Raw genomic sequence first — 13,186 nt, 5'->3', positions numbered from 1 at the left:
GGCCTGAGAGTTCGTTAATCGGCTTGGGGCTGATCAGGCTATTGCCCTACTGGAAGCGTTTGACCAGCGAAGGAATGTCCAGCTGGATGTCATCGAGGGTGTTGAAGCTGTAGTCAGCTTCTACGGCGTCTTCATCCATGACAGCCTCGGTGGCATAGCCTTTGATCCAGAACTTGCGATAGTCGGACGACAGCACAAAGCCGGTGCCGGCCTCGCCATTGTCCAGTTCCTTGGGGGCAGCACGGCCACGGCGTTCCAGCCCGGTGATGGTGACAATCAGGTGTGCCATGTGGGGGAGTTCCGGTGCCAGCTCCTGGTGAACCCAAGGCCAGTGTTCTTTGTCGCCCACACTGGCACGCCAGCCTTTGATTTCCTGCACCGTCGGCAGGTTGTCATAAGGGTGGGAGTGGAAGGTGCCTACCAGCTCCAGATTCGGCCAGTATTGCTGGAAGAAGTCGCGCTTCATGCGCAGGGACTCCAGATCCGGTGTTACTGAGTCTTCATGGCGCAGGGCAGATGTTTCAATGGTGGCTAGGGTGGCCACCACGCGGGTGGCCTGACCATTACGTTCTGGCAGCACATAGCCCCACAGCAGGCCATAGGTTTCCAGCCCGGTTTTGCCTTTGACGCGTTTGTGCGTTTTGTGTTCAAACTCGTAAGCCTCGATGGCGGAGGTGAACAGCTGGGGAACTACATGGTCTTCGATAATGATCTGCACGGTCATGACACACTCTTTCCCAATAATGATTTCATGTGCTCCCCATACCGGTTGTCAGACAGCGGCAGCGGCATGGGGAGTAACGGCTAACTTTGCTTTATTCCACCCGCGCGCGTTGCCCGGACTGCACCACCTTCAGCAGTTCGCTGCGCAGCTTGCTCAGGTAAGCATCGACATCGGCTTCGCTTTCCAGGAAGTCGCTGCTGAGCAGGCTGGCGGCATGCACCGATTTCACCGTTTTCACGATCTTGATCACTGTCTGGGGTGCTGGAGCTTCCGCTACCGTTGCGGTCGGGGCTGTGTTGGCCGTGGCGGCCTTGCTGCCTGCTTCAGCCGCACGTTTTTTCTCTTGCTCAAGTGCTTGCTGCTGCTGGCGTTGCAGTTGCTGCTGATGGTTGGCAATCAGGTCGATTGCTTCTGATTGCAAGGTGGCGGCTTGGCCTTGCAGGTAGAGAATTCTGGGAATACCGGTCTCTGCCTGCACCTCGGCCTTCAGCTTTTGCAATTTCAACAGCGCCCGGTTGCACAAATCAGCTGGTGCATGGATGGCATCCAGATCCGCTTGCACGCTGTTGATACGCTCTTCGATCTTGCCAAGTGCATGCTGGCGCTTGTCATCAATCAATTGCTGGTTTACGGCATCCACGGTGGCCAGCAGGGCATCAATATCCTTGATCTGACCGTAGGGGCGGGTGTTGTTACGGATGCTTTCCAGCTTGGATAGTGCGGGGCTGGCCTTGTCATCGGAGCGCAGCTTGTCGCTGTTCTGTTCGAAGACGCGCAAGCCCTTGAGCAGTCTGCTCCAGGTCTGGATCTGGCCATCGGCTTTGTAGAAGTCTTGCAGGTCGCGCAGGTCTTCTTCTGCATCCAGCCAGCTGTTCTTGTCCTCGTTCAGCGCTTCGATAAAGGCAAAGGCATCACGGATGGCCAGTTGCTTCTTGATCTGTGCCTGTAGTTTGTCGATATCGTCCGCGCCAGGATGGTGAGGCTGCTTGGCCTGGATCTGATAAGTGGCCAGCTCGCTTGCCCAGTTTTGCAGGCGGGTGCGGAAGTCGCTCACCAGGCCGTCTTCGTCCTCCCGTGCCAGTTGGGCGAACAGTTGCTTGTAAAGGTCACGCGCTTTTTTCAACTCCAGCGCACCGGTGACCTTGCGCTTGAGAATGGACACATTCCTGAAGCGGATGGCCTTGCTCAGTGGCTCAACGGCCTGCCGTGGTTCCAGGTCGTCACCATCCATCATCAGCTTGATTTCACCGGCCATGAACAGGCGGGCAATCAGCAACACGATTTCCCAGGTCGGTTTCCAGCCATAAGGGATGCCGCTGAAGTGGGTGACCACATCTTCCAGAATCACCTGGGTGCTGCTGGCCTTGATGAGCAGGAATTCACGCACGGCTTCAAGTGCCTTTGCATTCGGCACATCCGTGCTGGACAGCAAGGATTGCTGTTCTACCGAGTCTGCCTGCAAGGTTGCCCGGATCTGCTCGAAGGCATCGTTGCAAGGTTGCAGGAAGTTGAGCTTGTTGTAGGTGTTGGTTACCAGATAATTGATGACCTCATCCAGCACCGTGCCGGCACTGCCTGCCTTGATGGTAATGGCTTCGCCCATGGCATAGCACACGGCATCGCACAGCAGGGTGTCGATCTGTTCGCGCAGGCGCTCTTCGCGGGTGCGGTTTTCGTCCTTCTTGAAGCCGAGAATCTTCTTGGCTGCCAGGCTGGCGGACTCGTATTTGCTCTCGATGTAGTTGTCGATCTTTTTCAGCATTTGCAGCTCGGCATACAGGCGATCTGCATCGTTTAGCCGGATGATGGCCAGGCCGGGCTGGGCGGTCAGCAGGCGGCATTTGCTGTCATTGAACAGGCTATAGTCGTCAAACAGCGGGGTGATGACTTGCAGGCTCAGCTCGTGGCTGGTGTTGCGATACAAGCGCCCATCCAGCATGCGGTTGAATTCGTAATCGGCCTTGCTTTCGCGGTGTCTTACCTTGGTATTGCCACGCCATACCTGATCGAAGACCAGCTCACCCAGCTTGCGGTTCATGTCGTCATGGCTGACGGCTTCATTGCTGATTTCGCGGGCAATGTCCTGTTCCTCATTGGTGAGGAACATCCATTCTTCGCCATTGCGGCTGACCAGGCTTTGTTTTTCCAGCCGTGCCAGGCTTTCCTGGATGCGCCGCTTGAGCGCCAGCTTGTCGCAGTCTATTTCGTCCACACACAGGGTGGCGAGGTTGTCCACGCTGCCCTTGACGATTTCCGGAATGTAACGGATCAGGAACAGGGTTTTGAGGAGCTGGTGGTCAAAGGCTTCCAGTGCGCCGCCAATTTCCTTTTCCGCATTGTCGATGCTGTGCCGCACCGTGCTGTCGAGGAAGCTTTCGATCGACGGGTAAAAGTCATACAGCGGCACCAGGGCGTCAATGGCTTCGTTGGCGAGGTGCGTGGCAGCACTCTGGAAGGCATCCAGCAAGGAGCGTTCACCCTTGGACAAGTGCTTGCCGGTAGCACCGTTACGGCGAATGGCTTCAAACACCTTGGACAGCATGAAGAACTGGTAGGGTGGGAAGGGGTAGTTGTTGACGTAGTCAGCGGCATCGCGATAGTGGCGCAGTGAAACGGTGTCACCACTAAACGCCAGCTGGTTATTGATGATGTCGCCTTTTGCCGCAAAGACATCGCGCAGCTCTACGTGGGCGGCTTCTGTCTTGGCCAGCAAGCGCTTGCCAATTACTTCATCGGTATTGGAGCTGGCCAGCGACAGGCGGGTCTTGAAGCGTCCCTGAATTTTGGAAAAGTCCTGGGTCTTGGACTTGTTGTTTTCGCCGATGGCAGCGTCGATGTCTTCCTGGCTGGTAACCACCACCCATGCTCGGCCACCACACAGCGTGCCCAGCTGTTCGGTGATGGTTTGCAGATTGAGCATGAGCTGGGTGTTGTCACCAATGAACTGACCCACCTCGTCCACCAGGAAAATCAGGCGGTGATTGTCGGGCTTGGTGGCCAGATAGTCGTTGACCAGCTTGGCGAAGCTCTCGATGTTGATGCGGTAGGTATCACGGGCAGAGTCGAACCAGGCACCGGCAGACTCCTCGGTCATGCCCAGCGCTTTGGAGAGGGCTTCCACCACATTGTCGCGCAGGAAGTCTACGGCATCGCGCTCTTGCTCCCACGGGCTGCCATAGCTGTCCTGGAAGGCCTGTTTGAAGGTGTCATAAGCACCTTTCTCCACCAAGTGGCGTTCCATATTGGCAATGTGCGGTGCATCGCCGGAGAAACCGAGCTTTTCATTGAATACGCGCAGGAAGACTTGCAGGATCACGTCACGGTCGGATTTGCTGTCGGCCTTGGCGTCGATATTGAACAGGATGACATCGGCCGGGTTGCGCACGGCACGCTGGATGTCGGCCAGCAACATGGCATCCGGAATCTTGCTCTGGTCAAAGAAACCGACTGCACGACGTGTTTCTCCGGTGTCTGGGTTAGTCGCTTCAATGTTTTCCAGCAGGTAAGACAAAATCTTGATGAAGTGGGACTTACCGGAGCCAAAGAAGCCGGATACCCAAACCCCCATGTGGCTGGCGATAACCGGGTTGCCGGGGTTGTCGATACCTGCCAGATAGGCATCGAAAAATTGCCGCATGTAGCCGGTAAGCTGGCCAGTGACAACGTATTCATCCAGCTCCTGCCAGATGCTTTCGCGGTCATCAGCCTTGATGACGCCATTGATGGGACGGTCGATCTGTTTTACAAAAAGCTCGCGGATAATCATGATCAGTTAGTTTCCGGATTTGAGTAGCTGGAACGCACGGTAATACGCGGCATTCGCGTCATTGCGTTCCGCGGAGAGTCCAAAAAGACGCAGGCTGACCCCGTCGTAACGACCGGGATAGAAGATAACCAGCGGGGTATCGCTCATATGCGCATGTAGTGCGCTCAATAAGGTATGCAGTCGAACCATGGGGTAGGCAGCGCCAACTCCCGTCATCAGCACCAGATCCTGCTGGCCGACATCAATCTTCTCTGTCAGATGTTTAGCCAGCTTGTCTTCTTTCAGCACCGAACGCAGGCCAGGCATGGCGGCGTCGTTGCCTTTTTCCCGCTGCATGGTAATGGCCTTATCCAGCAGCTTGCGCTCTTGCAGCAACTGGATGCTGAGGTCGAACAGATTGACCGTGTGAAAACGCAGTCCCTGTTTGGCAAGGTTGGGCTCGATGACCGTGCTGACAAAATCGCGCATTTCTTCTTCGCATTCGGCAGGGTAATCGAATACGTGAAAGCCGATTTCATTGCCCAGTCCACGATTTTTCAGCAGGTCGTCCGAGGTGAGCCTGGGCAGGATCTGGTTCAGGCGGTCATGAAAGCGTTGCTTTTCCAGTTCGGTCATCAGGCAAGTTCCATAGCTTCGCGCGTGTAGTAGTCTTTTTGTGCTGCCAGATAACTGATTACACGCGGATGTAGTAAAGGGGGCGTCAGGTGCAGCGTGCGGGTGCTGTCGATGTAGCGAGCTTCGGCCAGAATGCGTAACACCACTTGTTGCAGCTTGATCTGCGTGCTGCTGCTCCATTCTTCGACCGATGGGTCACGCTGCATGCATTCATGCAGGAATGCGTCCCAATCTCCTGGGCTGAGTTCGGTTTCCATGCGGCGGCGACGGCTGCGATAGACGTCAATCATGAAGTCGCCCAGCAGACGGCTGTGGCGAATGGCGGCCACCAGCAGCATTTGCAGACGCAGCTCTGGCGTGCCATCAGCAATCATCAGCCAGCCCTTGGCATCCAGCGTTTCCAGTCGGTTACGGATCAGCCGAGCCATGCGCATGGCAGTAGCCGGGCTGTTTTTTTGCAGGATGTTGTCCACCTTGATGGCATGCGTCCAGGTAGCACTATCCGGCTCTGTCAGCAGCAGTTCTGCCAGCTTGCGGCTTTCATTGGGCAGCAGTGACCCGGCGGACACTTCGGCGTTGTATAGGCTCATACCGGCCCCCCTGGCTGGTATCCGGGGGCAAGGCTGGCACTGCGCACACCGTAAAGCGTTTGCGGATTGTTCAGCCAGAGGTGGTGCTCCAGTGCGGATAGGCGGGCATCCGGTGTGCAATCCACCGCCCAGCGACGCAGAGCGTAGCCTGCCAGTGCCGCACGGATTTTCAGGCGCAGACGGCCATCAACCATCCCGTAATCAGCAGCAACGGCCTGCTGCCATTGAATGGCTGGGTGCGGCACCAGCTCCAGATCGACAATGCGCTGCCATTGCTCATCGGCAGCAAGTTGTTCTGCCTCGCTGCTTTTGCTCTCCAGCATCTCCACATTGCACAGCCTGGTGAGCACGTAGTCCTGAAAGGCGTTTTTGTTGCGGTCGTATGCGCGCAAGTGCCAGCGCAGGCCGTTGTCGGCCAGGGCCAGCGGCACCAGCTCGCGCTGGCTGGGGCCGGTGCTGAGTGACAGGTAGTCTGCCTTTATGGCCTTGCCGGCATGGATGGCTCTGGTGATGGCTGCAAGCTGGTGCAGATCCGGAGCCACCAGATTGTTCGGGCCTTCACAAGGGATGGATTTGCGTGGGCCATTCAGCCCATCGCCAAAGCCCTGCAATAGCCAGCTGAGGATGCGTTCACTGTTAAACGGGAAAACTGCCTGGAACACAGCTCCGGGCTGATATACGCGTTGGTTGTGGTCGTATTGCAGATTATCCGGAGCCAGTTCGCGGTAGACCGCCAAGTCTCTGGTGGCTGCGGCAGAACCAATGCCAAACCGTGATTCAAGGTCCGCTCGGCGCAGGATGCCACAGAAGAAAACCTTGATCTCCAGATAAGCCAGTCGCTCTTTCTGTGCAGTCGATATCTCCACTGCCTCAGCGGTGGGCCGGGATGAGGATGGCACTGTAGGCTCCGGGTTGGGTGGGGCGTGGATGATACCATTTAAGTAATCAAAATGATCGTAATGCGCAGATCAAAAAGTTTACTTTAAGGTCGTAGGAATGATCGCATTGAAGCAGTATGATGGCAATATCTGATATGAATAATTTGACCACGGTTGATTGTCGTCAAGCATGCCTGGCCGTTTGCTGTGCCGGGTGAATTGCTGGCAAAGAGCCTGCTGACCGGATGCGTTATGAAACAAGATGAGTTGCTGGAAGTAAACCGGGCGTTCCCAATGGGTGAAACCATGAAGGCTGCCCGTAAAGTGATTGAGGTAGCCATCTGGCTGATTCGTCATGGCTATGGTCGGCTGCTGATTCTGCCTTACGCCTCTCCATCTGGATGTCACTGGCGGTGTGAATACCATTTACAGGGTGACATGGGCTGGGTTCTGTATAGATACAGCACTGCCAATGGCTTTCGCTTTCTGGCTGATCATAGCGGTGGCTATCTACACCAAAATGTGTCGGTCAAGAAACTGGCCATGGCGATTATGGCGAGTGTGCCTGAAGAGCTGAGGCAAGCTTGCGAGGGCGATGTATCGCCAGAAATGGGCAGTTGGCTGGATGCACTGGAGCAGTCACTTGAGTCGGGTTACCTGCCAGATGCATTTAACAATTGCTCAGAAGATGATTCGATCTGGAGCTTGGTTAAGCTGTCATCAGGAGTTAGGCGGCGTGTCGAGCCCCCACCGGGATACCTTTCACCCACAGCATTCAGCCGAATGGCTGACCAACTGAATAGCGACGTGGAAGAGGGATGGGCGACCTTCCAGGCAATTCAGGCGGCAAAGCATATGGTGATCAGCCCACAGTCGATTGCAAAGCTGTTGCAAAGTGAGCAGTCAGCAAGTCAGTTTATGGCTATGGCCGCTGGTATTTCATCCTCTAGCCCATTTGATGGTCATCGTAAGTTGTCTGCCCTTATCGCTGCTGTCCTTTCACAGGCCCAGGCAGTTTCAGAGTCTGGTGATGCTGCACATCAGGCCAGCTTGCGACTGATATCAGAGGCTGCGCCTGCTGAGCCTGTCGCTCGACGCGGCGCGAGGTTGCTGGCGGCAGTTCATGAGTTGCATAAGGCTGGCTATCAGCAACTACGAATCAGTGCAGGCTGGTCTGCGGATGGCTCGGAATGGCGTTGTCGTCTGCTTCCAGCCAGCTCGACTGGTATTGATGGCTGGAGAGGGCATGGCATATGGCCCGAGTATGTGTCCACACAAGGACAGGCCTATTTTGGCTGGGATGACTGCCAGCACGACGATGCACGTGCTCTTGCACGCAAGGTTCTGGAGCGTTTTCCTGAGCTGTCTGGCCGTATCGAGGGGCAGGACTGGGCTTATGCCGGCTGGTTCACCGATGTGCTCGGCAGGGCCGAGCATGGGGAGTTACCGGCTTTTTACCAGAATGGCTTCCCCGATGACGGCGTTACACCTTGGCCCCCAGCTTTCAATGTATTCAGCAATCCGGTCATCTCTGATACCGGTTGGCCATTGATCTCCAACGGTGAACTGGGATTGGCAGATTTACCTGAAGCCACCACCGAAGAGGCTGAGTTGCTTCCATTCTGCCTTTCCTATGACGGCTATGACGGTTTCCGAACAATAGAAGACTGCCTTTTGATCGCTGATCGTATCCAAAGGCATGGCTTGCCACTGGCGGATCTGGACTCACTGCGTATTGCTGCCTTCATTCATCAACGGGCTTTGAAATGGGAGAGTGCTGAAGGCGCAGGTGCGGAAATACATCTTCAAGCCATTTGTCAGATCATCAATGAAATCCGAGTGCGACTGATAAAGGCGGAGTCTTTGTCTTAGTCGGTTGGACTGGCTAGCAGTGGGAATTGCTCGTGCTATTCCCACTTGCATTGCGGCTAGGCTCAATGGCTGCGTGTATCTTCTGCCATCATTTATTAACCAGTCAGGAAGTAAGATCTTCGACAAGAGGGTGATCAACTTGCAGATGACAGGGATTGGATATCAGGTTTAGCAATAACTCTGGTAGAAGCTCCTCAAGATTTACATGCCTAAGGAAGCGGGCTTCGATTTTCTGCATCGCTTTCCTGAGGTCATGATCTACAAACCGGACGTAGTGGAACTCGGTGACATTGCTGGATGCATGGTTCACCAAGCGTTTGACCAATGAAATATTGCCGGTCACTAAGACTCCTAAAGAGACAAAAGTCCTGCGCAGTGCGTGCAAGGAGAATTTGATCCCTCCTTTGCGTGATGCAAGGTCAGCCCAGCGATCTGGTCGTGCTCCAAATACGGCTGTTTCAGGACTTGGCCGATTTTGCACCTCCCAATACCGGCGCAGAATGGTAGTCAGTCCTTCGCCAATTGGAAGTATGTGGTCTCGGTGGTTCTTGGTTTCCCGGGCAATGATCAGGCCCTCTCTCGTATCGATATCTCGCCATTTTAGCCGTTCGATTTCAGCCCGGCGCAGCCCAGTGGTCACCGCCAGAAACAGCATGACCCGGTAATGCAATGGGCGGGGTTTGAGTGAATCAAACCAGGCTCGCAAGTTACGTTCATCCAGCATTGAGGAGCGGGCTGGTGTTTTTTGATAGGCGCCCGCAATCACCACGCGTTTGCGGATGTTGGGTAGCACCATTTCATGCACGGCAGCCGCGTAGTTGAACAGCATGGACAGGACACGCAGTGCATCATTGGCTTTCGATGGCGATTTGTCATTGCGCAGCTTCACATAGCGTTCCAGACACATCCCAGGGGTAATCTTGTTGATGGCAAGTGGCATCAGGTCGGAAAGGTAAAGCCTGGCAATCTTGCGGTAGGAATCAACTGAGTCCTGCCGCAGTCTGCGTGCTGCCAGATACTCATCGAAGATGGCTTGCAGGGTGAGGGGATGAGAGCGGGGGAGTGTTTCTTCGTTCAGGCGTTCCAGCGCCTGTTGTGCGGCTATTCTTGCTTGTCCTGCGGTCAGGGCGCCGAACTCACCAAGGCGCATCTTGACCTGTTTGCCATTGAGTTTTGTATGCAGGTAGAAGGTGCGCTTGAGCCTGCCTACCAGCAAAACGAGGCCAGGGAATTTTGTATCCCTGACCTCGTAACGTCGGCCGTTTTCTGCGGGCGTAAGCCGCTGGATGAATGCGTCCGAAAGGGGCGATTGCATAGGGTTTTCAGCTCCGTTTTTGTGTAACTTTTGTGTAACTGGTTACACAAAAAACGGCTCTTTTCTCCCTTATTGCCCCTTACTTCTCGCCACCATCCTCACCAGCGGCAGCGGCATCTCGTGCCTGCTGCTGGGCAGCACTACGGGCGTCGTAGTAGTCCTTGTTGGCCAGATAGTGCTGTCGGCGGGCTTCCTTGGCAGCGGCTTTTTCCGCCAGTTCTGCCTGTTTACGGGCTTCTGCCTCGGCTTCCTGCTGCTTGCGGGCCTGACGTTTGGCTTCGCGGATGGCTTCTTCCGCGGCTTCCATGTCAGCCACTTCCTTCAGGCTCTTGGCCGGGCCGGTTTTTTCGAACCAGGCGACGGACTCCACGTGGGCGGTGTGCGGGAACATGTTAATGATGCCTGCCGCCTTGAGGGTGTAGCCCTTGGTGTGCACCAGTACGCCAGCGTCGCGTGCCAGCGTGGCCGGGTTACAGGACACATAGACAATGCGCTGCGGCGCGGTGTCGTCGGTCATGGCCTTGAGCAGCTGGATGGCACCGTCGCGTGGCGGGTCGACCAGCATCTTGTCGAATTTGCCCAGTGCGGCAAAGCTTTCCGGCGTGACTTCAAACAGGTTGGCCATTTCATAGCTCACCTTGTCCTGCAGGCCGTTGTGGGTGGCGTTTTCCACCGCACGCTTCACCAGTGCCTGGCTGCCTTCCATGCCGTGCACGGTGGCACCGGAGCGGGCAATGGGCAGGGTGAAGTTGCCGATGCCGCAGAACATGTCGGCAATGCGTTCGCCCGGCTGCGGGTCGAGGAAGCCCAGCGCGCGTGACACCATCACCGCGTTGATTTGCGGGTTCACCTGGGTGAATTCGGTGGGGTAGTACGGCATTTCCACGCTGTATTGCGGCAGGCTGTAGGTCAGGCGCGGTGCATCCAGCGGGTAGATGGGGTAGCAGGTGTCCGGGCCACCGGGTTGCAGCCAGATCTGTACCGGACGATCGGGCTGGCGATGGGTGTCGGCAAACTGTTGCAGCAGCTTTTCATCGGCGGCATTGATGGCATCCATATTGCGGAATACCAGGATGTCCACCTTGTCGCCCACCGCCACTTCCACTTGCGGCATGCGGCTGTTGATCGACAGTCTGGCGATCATCTCGCGCAGCGGCATGATCATGTCGGAGATGTTTTTCGGCAGAATATGGCATTCACGCATTTCTGCGATATAGCTGGAATGCTTTTCGTGGAAGCCCACCAGCACGCCGCCTTTCTTCGGCACCATGCGGGCCGACAGGCGTGCGCGGTGACGGTAATGCCAGGTGGGGCCGGCAATCGGGGTGAGAATGCGCTCAGCCTTAACCTTGCCGATGAATTTGAGGTTGTCTTCCAGCACGCGCTGCTTGATGGCCACCTGGGCGGTGAATTCCACATGCTGCATCGAGCAGCCGCCACAGGTCCCGAAGTGCGGGCAACGCGGCGTGGTGCGCATGAAGCTTTCCTTCAGCACGCTGGTGGTGTCGGCGTTTTCGTACGTGGGTTTTTTGCGGTATGCGCTGTATATTACCTTTTCATAAGGTAATGCACCGTCGATGAAAATGGTCTTGCCGTCGACGTGGGCGACCCCGCGGCCTTCGTGGTCAAGGGATTCGACCAGAGCAATGGTCTGTTGCTGAGTCATTGTATTGATGTGGGAAATCAGGCGTAAAACCGGGATTTTCTCAAAATATGCGCTGCTGCGCAGGGGTTTTTGCCGGGGCGGGGATTTGCTGATTTCTGTTATCATGTTTTTCGTGAAAAACCATGGGTCTGGTGCGCAATGAAGTTGTCGCTTTCCTTTCTTGTTCCTGCTGCTGTCTGGGTGTCCTCCTCTGCGTCGATCATGGCTGCCAGCATGCCCGAGCCTGATATCCAGCTGAGTCAGGCCGGTCAGCATCTGGTGGTGAATCTGCCGCAGGCTCGCCTGTTTTTTTATCAGGACGGCCAGTTGCAAAGGATTTATCCGGTAGCGGTCGGCAAGATGCTGACCCAGACCCCGATTGGCAGCTATGCCATTACCGGGGTGTACCGCGATCCCAGCTGGCATGTGCCCAAATCCATTCAGGAAGAGCAGAAGAACCAGGGCAAGCCGGTGCTCACCGTGGTGCCGCCGGGGCCGGATAATCCGCTGGGCCCGGTGTTCATCCGCTTTGGCGAGGCTCGTCTGGGGCTGGGTTTTCACGGTACCAATGCGCCGGCTTCCGTTCCCGGTTTTCGCAGCCATGGCTGCATCCGTCTGAAGAACCCGGATGCTCTCAGCCTGGCCGATGCCGTGCAAAAGGGCGCGGCGGTCACCATTGCCTATCAGACGGTATTGCTGAATCAGGACCCGGCCGGCGATTTGTGGCTCACCGCCTATAAAAACCATTACAAGCAGGATGACCCGTCCTTCCCTCATCTGGCCGACAGCCTGCTGGAGTGGCAGCGCACCCACGGCGTTGCCGTGGTGGGGCGTCGGGTGGATCAGGCCTTGAAAGAGCGCAGCGGCAAACCGGTGTGCCTCACCTGCAAGCACCAGCCCGGTGTGCCGGGTGAACTGGCCGCCGTGCGCTGGCTATCCCTGCCGCCCAAGGAGGGCATGCCAGTGGAGCAGCAGGCCGAGCCGCAGAATGTGACGAATCCGCAGTCCTATAATTCAGCCGGTAACAAGCTCAAGCCTGTGAAAAAGCCCGCCGTGGTGCTGTAAGCAGGGCTGGGCAGTCAGGGTTACAGGCCGACGCAAGTCGGCTTGTTGCCTGTTGCGCGGCAGGCTTGCATTTTTGCCATGCGGCCCTATATTAGCCCCTTCCCTTGCAAGCAGGCGCATCCGGCAATGACAACCATTGTGGCAGTAAGAAAAGGCGGGCAGATTGCCATTGCCGCCGACAGCCAGACCACCTTTGGTGACGACCAGAAACTACTGGCCAACTACGACTGTTTCCATAACAAGATTTTCCAGCATGGAGACAGCTATCTTGCCATTTCCGGTTCTGCCGCCCATGACCTGGTGCTGCAAGGTGCGCTGAAGGAACTGAAGAAAAAGGATTTCTCCAGCCGCAAAGGCATTTTCGATACCTTTCGCAAGCTGCATCCCAAATTGAAAGACGGGTTTTACCTGCGTCCGGAAGAGGACGAGGAAGACCCTTATGAATCCAGCCAGATGATGGTGGTGATTGCCAATCCCCACGGTATTTTCGGTGTTTACCCCATGCGCGAGATCTACCAGTTTTCGCGTTTCTGGGCGATAGGCTCGGGACGCAAATTCGCCATGGGCGCGATGTTTGCCGCTTACGAGCAGGATTTGACCGCGCGTGAAATTGCCGAGCTGGGTGTACGTGCCGGTTGTGAATTCGACGTCAATTCCTGCTTGCCGATGACCGTCTATACCGTAGAAGTGGCAGAAGACACCGCCAAGGAATAAAC

General features: G+C 56.1%; 10 protein-coding genes. 3 read left to right on the top strand and 7 right to left on the bottom strand.

Features of this window, described 5'->3' with window-relative positions; genetic code table 11:
• Positions 1 to 46: 46 nt before the first annotated feature.
• The 5 genes from DKK66_RS01415 to DKK66_RS01395 form a co-directional block, all read right to left on the bottom strand.
• Positions 47 to 724: a hypothetical protein gene (locus DKK66_RS01415; RefSeq protein ID WP_131354868.1), complete on the bottom strand. Its 678-nt coding sequence runs from the start codon at positions 722 to 724 to the stop codon at positions 47 to 49.
• A 91-nt stretch (positions 725 to 815) separates the two neighbouring features.
• On the bottom strand, positions 816 to 4,490 hold the full coding sequence (gene brxC, locus DKK66_RS01410; protein ID WP_131354865.1) for a BREX system P-loop protein BrxC: 3,675 nt from the start codon (positions 4,488 to 4,490) through the stop codon (positions 816 to 818).
• Positions 4,491 to 4,496: 6 nt separating this feature from the next.
• Positions 4,497 to 5,105 carry a DUF1788 domain-containing protein gene (locus tag DKK66_RS01405; RefSeq protein WP_131354862.1) on the bottom strand — a complete coding sequence of 203 codons (609 nt, stop codon included), beginning with the start codon at positions 5,103 to 5,105 and terminating at the stop codon, positions 4,497 to 4,499.
• A complete protein-coding gene (locus DKK66_RS01400) occupies positions 5,105 to 5,695 on the bottom strand; it encodes a DUF1819 family protein (RefSeq protein ID WP_131354859.1) in 591 nt (196 codons plus the stop codon). Before DKK66_RS01400 ends, DKK66_RS01405 begins: the two co-directional genes overlap by 1 nt.
• Positions 5,692 to 6,594, bottom strand: coding sequence for a WYL domain-containing protein (locus DKK66_RS01395; RefSeq protein ID WP_242673548.1), 903 nt, complete (start codon positions 6,592 to 6,594; stop codon positions 5,692 to 5,694). The genes DKK66_RS01400 and DKK66_RS01395 overlap by 4 nt, the downstream gene beginning before the upstream one ends.
• Positions 6,595 to 6,825: 231 nt before the next feature.
• Between DKK66_RS01395 and DKK66_RS01390 the strand changes: the two genes are divergently transcribed.
• Positions 6,826 to 8,445 (top strand): hypothetical protein, encoded by a 1,620-nt coding sequence (locus tag DKK66_RS01390; protein WP_131354856.1) that lies wholly within the window; start codon positions 6,826 to 6,828, stop codon positions 8,443 to 8,445.
• A 103-nt stretch (positions 8,446 to 8,548) separates the two neighbouring features.
• Here DKK66_RS01390 and DKK66_RS01385 read toward each other — a convergent pair whose 3' ends face one another.
• Positions 8,549 to 9,760, bottom strand: coding sequence for a tyrosine-type recombinase/integrase (locus DKK66_RS01385; protein ID WP_131354853.1), 1,212 nt, complete (start codon positions 9,758 to 9,760; stop codon positions 8,549 to 8,551).
• A gap of 79 nt (positions 9,761 to 9,839) precedes the next feature.
• Positions 9,840 to 11,426, bottom strand: coding sequence for a 23S rRNA (uracil(1939)-C(5))-methyltransferase RlmD (rlmD, locus tag DKK66_RS01380; RefSeq protein WP_131354851.1), 1,587 nt, complete (start codon positions 11,424 to 11,426; stop codon positions 9,840 to 9,842).
• A 213-nt stretch (positions 11,427 to 11,639) separates the two neighbouring features.
• Here rlmD and DKK66_RS01375 point away from each other — a divergent pair, with 213 nt between their 5' ends.
• Both DKK66_RS01375 and DKK66_RS01370 read left to right on the top strand, forming a co-directional pair.
• The gene (locus DKK66_RS01375; protein WP_239689536.1) at positions 11,640 to 12,470 is read left to right on the top strand and encodes a L,D-transpeptidase; all 831 of its coding nucleotides are present in this window, start codon (positions 11,640 to 11,642) and stop codon (positions 12,468 to 12,470) included.
• A gap of 126 nt (positions 12,471 to 12,596) precedes the next feature.
• Entirely contained in the window at positions 12,597 to 13,184 is a 588-nt protein-coding gene (locus DKK66_RS01370; RefSeq protein ID WP_045847157.1) for an MFS transporter, read from the top strand.
• The last annotated feature ends 2 nt before the right edge of the window (positions 13,185 to 13,186 follow it).

Source organism: Aquitalea sp. USM4 (assembly GCF_004328945.1).
In the GTDB taxonomy this organism is placed as follows: Bacteria; Pseudomonadota; Gammaproteobacteria; order Burkholderiales; family Chromobacteriaceae; genus Aquitalea; species Aquitalea pelogenes.
This window is presented reverse-complemented; position numbering and strand designations above follow the sequence as displayed.

What these genes read in the sequence shown, in the direction of transcription:
- DKK66_RS01415 (WP_131354868.1), bottom strand. Translation starts at nt 724, where the DNA reads ATGACCGTGCAGATCATTATCGAAGACCATGTAGTTCCCCAGCTGTTC.
- brxC (WP_131354865.1), bottom strand. Translation starts at nt 4,490, where the DNA reads ATGATTATCCGCGAGCTTTTTGTAAAACAGATCGACCGTCCCATCAAT.
- DKK66_RS01405 (WP_131354862.1), bottom strand. Translation starts at nt 5,105, where the DNA reads ATGACCGAACTGGAAAAGCAACGCTTTCATGACCGCCTGAACCAGATC.
- DKK66_RS01400 (WP_131354859.1), bottom strand. Translation starts at nt 5,695, where the DNA reads ATGAGCCTATACAACGCCGAAGTGTCCGCCGGGTCACTGCTGCCCAAT.
- DKK66_RS01390 (WP_131354856.1), top strand. Translation starts at nt 6,826, where the DNA reads ATGAAACAAGATGAGTTGCTGGAAGTAAACCGGGCGTTCCCAATGGGT.
- DKK66_RS01385 (WP_131354853.1), bottom strand. Translation starts at nt 9,760, where the DNA reads ATGCAATCGCCCCTTTCGGACGCATTCATCCAGCGGCTTACGCCCGCA.
- rlmD (WP_131354851.1), bottom strand. Translation starts at nt 11,426, where the DNA reads ATGACTCAGCAACAGACCATTGCTCTGGTCGAATCCCTTGACCACGAA.
- DKK66_RS01375 (WP_239689536.1), top strand. Translation starts at nt 11,640, where the DNA reads ATGCCCGAGCCTGATATCCAGCTGAGTCAGGCCGGTCAGCATCTGGTG.
- DKK66_RS01370 (WP_045847157.1), top strand. Translation starts at nt 12,597, where the DNA reads ATGACAACCATTGTGGCAGTAAGAAAAGGCGGGCAGATTGCCATTGCC.